Origin of the sequence: Microbacterium sp. B24 (assembly GCF_000333415.1) — a bacterium.
Classification (GTDB): Bacteria; Actinomycetota; Actinomycetes; order Actinomycetales; family Microbacteriaceae; genus Microbacterium.
Genome location: NZ_BADB01000181.1, coordinates 1 through 5,443 on the forward strand (window position 1 = coordinate 1; position 5,443 = coordinate 5,443).

Here is a 5,443-nt window from a genome sequence, read left to right on the forward strand (position 1 = left end):
CCGCCGGAGCCGTCAAGTTCATCTTCGCCACCACCGAGCCCGAAAAGGTCATCGGCACGATCCGCTCGCGCACCCACCACTATCCCTTCCGCCTGGTCGCTCCCGCGGCGATGCTCGAGTACGTCGAACAGCTCTGCGTCCAGGAAGGGGTGCAGACCGAAGCCGGCGTGCTTCCGCTGGTGGTGCGGGCCGGCGGCGGCTCGCCACGCGACACCCTGTCGCTGCTCGATCAGCTCATCGCCGGCTCCGACCCCGTGGACGGCGAGAACGGGGCGACGGTGCGGTACGAGCGCGCCGTCGCACTGCTGGGGTACACCCACGGCGCACTGCTCGACGAGGTCGTCACCGCGTTCGCTGCGCACGACGCGGCCGCCGCCTTCGCTGCCATCGATCGGGTCGTGCAGACCGGGCAGGATCCGCGACGGTTCGTCGACGATCTTCTCGAACGGCTGCGTGACCTCATCATTGTGGCCGCCACGGGAGAGGGCGCCGGGGCGGTGCTGCGCGGCGTCCCCGCCGACGAGCTCGAGCGGATGGGCCGTCAGGCCTCTGCCTTCGGCACCGATCGTCTCTCGCGCATCGCCGATCTCGTCGTCGGTGCCCTCGATGACATGAGCGGGGCGACGTCTCCGCGCCTGCAGCTCGAGCTGCTCGTGGCCCGGGTGCTGGCCCACACCGCCGATGCCGCCGCCGCGGTGCCCGCCGCGCCTCCCGCGGTGTCGGGCGCCCCCGAGGCGCCGGTGGTTCCGGTCGTTGAGCGAGCGAGCGCAGCGAGCGAGTCGAAACGCCCCGAGCCCAAGCCCGAGCCCGAGCCCGCGCCCGCGCCCGCGCCGGTCGTGCCGAGCGGTCCGGTCACCGTCGCGCAGGTACGTGACGCGTGGCCCGAGATCTTGCAGCGTCTGGAGCCCGTGAGCCGATCGTCGTGGATGATCGCCGTCGACGCCACCCCGGTCGCGTTCGCCGACGACGTGCTGACGCTGAGCTTCCGCACCCAGGCTGATGTCGCCGCGTTCAAGAAGCTCGCGGCGGGCAAGGGCCCCAGCGAAGACCTGCGCGGTGCGATCCGTGAGGTTCTCGGCATCCGCGTGAAGTACGTGGCGCGGTTCGACGCCGATGCGACCGCCGAGCCGCCCGCCTCGGGTTCTCCGACTCCACCGGCCGGCGGGCCTCGCGCCGACGGCGGCTCCTCTGGAGCGACCCGCTCCGACGGCGGCGAGCGGTCTCGATCGACGCCGACCATCGCATCGTCCGCTGCCGCGCCGGTGACGGAGTGGGCGGTGGCGCGGATTCCGAGCGACCCCGCGCCACAGGCTTCGGCGCCGAGCGCGCCCGCGGGTGGTGCGACGGCGGCCTCCGCTCTGGCCACCGCTGCTCCTGCCGCGGTCGGGCTGGCAGTCGACGAAGAACCCGAGGACGCCACCGCCGAGACGGTGCGTACATTGACGATCCCGCGGGACGGCACCGTGCTGCCCGCGACGACGGAGTACACGCACACCGACGACGACGCCCCCGACGAGGACGAGTTCCCGCCGCCGTTGGACGACGCTCCGCTGCCGCCGCGCGCGCCCGTCGCCGTCGAACGCCCTTCGCCGCCCCGCGCACCCCGTTCCGGCGGCATCGAACGCGTCGGTGAGGCGGTCGTCCGCCAGGTGCTGGGGGCGACGTTCGTGCGCGAAGAGCCGTACACACCGCCGACGAGGTTCAGCTAAGCCATGTACGACGGCATCGTCCAAGACCTCATCGACGAGTTCGGCCGCCTTCCCGGCATCGGGCCGAAGTCGGCGCAGCGGATCGCGTTCCATATCCTTCAGACTCCGACGTTCGACGTCGCGCGTCTGTCGCACCTGCTCGGTGAGCTTCGCGAACGCGTGCGCTTCTGCGAGATCTGCGGCAACGTGAGTGAGCAGGAACGCTGTGCGATCTGCCGCGATCCCCGTCGTGATCAGACCTTCATCTGCGTGGTCGAGGATGCGAAGGACGTTTCGGCCATCGAGCGCACGCGCGAGTTCCGTGGGCTCTACCACGTGCTCGGCGGCGCCATCAGCCCGATCGCCGGCATCGGACCCGACGACCTGCGCATCACACAGTTGATGCAGCGCCTCGCCGACGGCACGGTGCAGGAGGTCATCCTCGCGACGAACCCGAACCTCGAAGGAGAGGCCACCGCGACCTACCTCAGCCGGCTGCTGCACACCCTCGAGATCCGCGTGACCCGGTTGGCGTCCGGTCTTCCGGTGGGTGGCGACCTCGAGTACGCCGACGAGGTCACCCTCGGGCGCGCCTTCGAGGGGCGCCGGGCCGTCTGATGGCGCCGGCCGTCTCCGGTCGTGCCTGGGCGCTGTACGCGCTGATGGCGGTGCTGTGGGGCATCCCGTACCTGTTCATCAAAGAGGCGGTCGACTCGCTGACACCGGCCGCCGTCGTCGCGGGCCGCACCCTTCTCGGCGCGGCGGTGCTGCTGCCCATCGCCCTGCGACGCCGAGCCCTTCGGCCGGCGCTGGCGCTCTGGCCGTGGGTGCTGGCCTTCGGGGCCATCGAAATGGCCGGGCCTTTCTTCTTGCTGGGGCACGCGGAGCAGACGCTGCCGTCCGGGCTCACCGGTCTGCTGGTGGCGACGGTCCCGCTGTTCGCCACCGGGATCGCCCTCGTGCGCGGCGACCGGTCCGCTCTGAGTCCGGCCCGCGCCGTCGGACTCGTCGTCGGCTTCGCCGGCCTGGTGGTCATCGTCGCCGGCCCCGGCCTCGCCGTCGCCGAGCCGGCGCAGGCGCTGGGGGCCATCGCTCAGGTCCTGCTCGTCGCCCTGCTCTACGCGATCGCGCCGTTCATCATCGCCACCAAGCTCGCTCACGTCCCCGCGCTCGGCACCATCACCCTGTCCCTGCTCGCGGTCGGCCTCGCCTACCTGCCGTTCGCGCTGCTGACCCAGCACGAGCTTCCCACCGTCCGCAGCGGACTGTCGCTCGTCGCCCTCGGCATCCTGTGCACCGCGCTGGCCTTCCTGGGCTTCTTCGCGCTCATCGGCGAGGTCGGTCCCGTGCGTGCGCCGCTGTTCACCTACGTCAACCCGGTCGTCGCGATCCTGCTGGGCCTGCTCCTGCTCGGCGAGCCGTTGTCGCCGGGGCTGCTGCTCGGCTTTCCGCTCGTGCTCGTCGGCTGCTGGTTCGCCGCGACGGGAGGTCGGCTGCGTCTGCGACGTCAGGCGCCGCCGTACGCGCCCTAGGGTCGCGAACGTCTCCGGCTCGACGCGCTACCCCTCGTCCGCTGGATCGACGCCCGGCGTTCACCGGTTCGTCCGGTCGCTGTCGCCTCGGACCGCCACTCTTCCCTCGCGGCCGTGTGCACGACCTCCGGTGTCGCGAAAGGGAGAATCATGTCCGCGCGTCTTCTCTACGCGCATTTTCCCGCGGCTTCGCACAAGAGCGCCCCCGAGTGGATGCGCGTCGTCGCCGAGATCGCATCCGGGCATCCGGGCGTCGGGCCCTTCGCGAGTGGTCAGGAGCCGTTGCCGGCCCTCGAGCCCGCCGTCGCATGGCGTTTGGTGAGCGAGAACCGGCGCGAGATCGCACGGGGATGCCGTGTGTTCACCGATGAGGGGGCGGCCCGCATCGATCTGGCGCAGCTGTTGCGCGCGGCATCGACGTTCCAGATCCACACCAGTCCGGCGCCCCGGTTGCGCAGCACCGGGTGGTTCGTCAGCGCGCGCGGATCGCTCGTGATGATGGGCGCTCGTCGCTACGAGAAGCGCTCGGCCGCCGAGAGCGCTGCGGCTCTCGCGGTGCGCCTCATGCAGGAGCTGGCCGCCACCGCGTCGCGCGGCACCGACCTCGGGCGCGGCCGGCCGGCACCGGTGGACCCGCTGATCCTGCAATGAGCGACGGCCTCATCGCCGAACGGTTCCGTCTCCGGAAGCTCCGGGGAAGCGGCGGCACGGCCGCCGTCTTCGAAGCCGATGACACACGGCACGGGCGCCGCGTCGCCGTGAAGCTGCTGCACCCGCATCTGGCCGTCGGACCGGTCGCCTGGGAGGCGTTCTTCGAAGAAGTGCGGGCTGCGCAGGCGATCGCGCATCCGAACATCGCCGAGGTCTACGACGCGGGTCTCGCGCCGGGTGATCCACCCGTTGCATGGATCGCGATGGAGCTCGTCGAGGGCGTCACTCTCGCCGACCACGTACGAGAGCGCGGGCCATTGACCATCGTGGATGCCGTGGCCGTCTTCGCCGCCGTCCTCGACGCGACCGGCGCCGCGCACGCCGGCGGTGTCGTCCACCGCGACATCACGCCATCGAACATCATGCTCAGCTCCAGCGCGAGCGTCGACGCGGACGGCACGGTGAGCGGCATCCGGCTCCTCGACTTCGGTCTGGCCGATGTCCCGGGGCGCACGACGCGCGGCGCGGACCCGCTGCTGAGCGGTGCGGCATCCGAAGGGGCGGACGCGGGCGTCGTCGCCAGCGTTCCCTATGCCTCGCCGGAACAGCTCTCGGGTGAGGCGGTCGGAGAAGCGAGCGACATCTACCAGATCGGTGCCACGCTCTTCTTCGCGCTGACGGGACGTTCGCCGTTCGAGGGCGAGACTGCGGCAGTCGTCCGCGCGCACCTGTCGGCGCCCCCACCGGTGCCGTCGGCGCGTCGTCGCGGCATCCCGCCGGCTGTCGACCGGCTCGTCACGACCGCCATGCTGAAGCGCCCGCAGGATCGATACCCCGATGCCGCCGCGATGCGCGCCGCTCTCGACGCCGTCGTCGACGTGGGGCCGGGCGAGGCGATGGCCGCATCGCCCACGGTGGCGACACGGGTGTATCGCACGCCGCTGCCGGGCGGCGATGTCCCCACCGGCGGCAGCGGGCTGCCCCTCGCCTCCACACCGGGGCCCCCGCCCGCACCTCTCTCGCACACGCGCGGGGCGTGGAGGGCGCCTCTCATCGCCGCCGGACTCATCGCCGCCGTGACCGCCGCTGCCGGCTGGTCGGCCATGGCCGCCTCGACGCCGGAGAACCCGATCGCGACAGCGGGCGCCGCCGCGACGGCGACGGCGACGTCGGCCCCGAGCGCATCACCGGCCGACACTGCGGCGGTGAGCGCGCGCCGCGTGGTCCCGGATGTCCGAGGGCTCACGGTCGACGAGGCGGTGAGCACGGTGGAGCGGGCGGGATTGACGGTCGGTGACATCGGCCGCGACGACGGACCCGCGGTGCGCGACACCGTGCTCGCCTCGGTGCCCGCCGCCGGCGACGAGGTCCGTGCGGGCGCCGTGATCGCGCTGCGCGCGGCGTCAGGCCTCAATACTGTTCCCGTCGTGACGGGGATGGTGCCGGCAGAGGCACAGGGCGTGCTGTCTGCCGCCGGCTTCTCCTCTCGTGTGGCCGTCGGACACCCCCGTGTCGGCGACGTTCATCCGAGCGCCGCGGGTGGTGCAGACCGGACCGGATGTCGACGTGCTG

At 72.2% G+C, this 5,443-nt stretch carries 5 protein-coding genes; all 5 read left to right on the top strand.

The window, feature by feature from the left end; genetic code table 11:
* On the top strand, positions 1-1,709 hold a 1,709-nt coding region (locus I5I_RS04595), incomplete at its 5' end, for a DNA polymerase III subunit gamma/tau (protein ID WP_036316973.1).
* Positions 1,710-1,712: 3 nt separating this feature from the next.
* Positions 1,713-2,306, top strand: coding sequence for a recombination mediator RecR (recR, locus tag I5I_RS04600; RefSeq protein WP_036286253.1), 594 nt, complete (start codon positions 1,713-1,715; stop codon positions 2,304-2,306).
* A complete protein-coding gene (locus I5I_RS04605; RefSeq protein WP_036316976.1) occupies positions 2,306-3,220 on the top strand; it encodes a DMT family transporter in 915 nt (304 codons plus the stop codon). Before recR ends, I5I_RS04605 begins: the two co-directional genes overlap by 1 nt.
* Before the next feature lie 150 nt (positions 3,221-3,370).
* Positions 3,371-3,871, top strand: a complete 501-nt coding sequence (locus I5I_RS04610) for a hypothetical protein (RefSeq protein WP_036316979.1) — start codon at positions 3,371-3,373, stop codon at positions 3,869-3,871.
* Positions 3,868-5,443 (top strand): serine/threonine protein kinase (locus I5I_RS04615; RefSeq protein ID WP_036316982.1); only part of this gene is annotated, 1,576 nt, incomplete at its 3' end. The genes I5I_RS04610 and I5I_RS04615, both read left to right, overlap by 4 nt.

Coding starts and splice junctions, on each gene's coding strand:
- recR (WP_036286253.1), top strand. CDS start 1,713: ATGTACGACGGCATCGTCCAAGACCTCATCGACGAGTTCGGCCGCCTT.
- I5I_RS04605 (WP_036316976.1), top strand. CDS start 2,306: ATGGCGCCGGCCGTCTCCGGTCGTGCCTGGGCGCTGTACGCGCTGATG.
- I5I_RS04610 (WP_036316979.1), top strand. CDS start 3,371: ATGTCCGCGCGTCTTCTCTACGCGCATTTTCCCGCGGCTTCGCACAAG.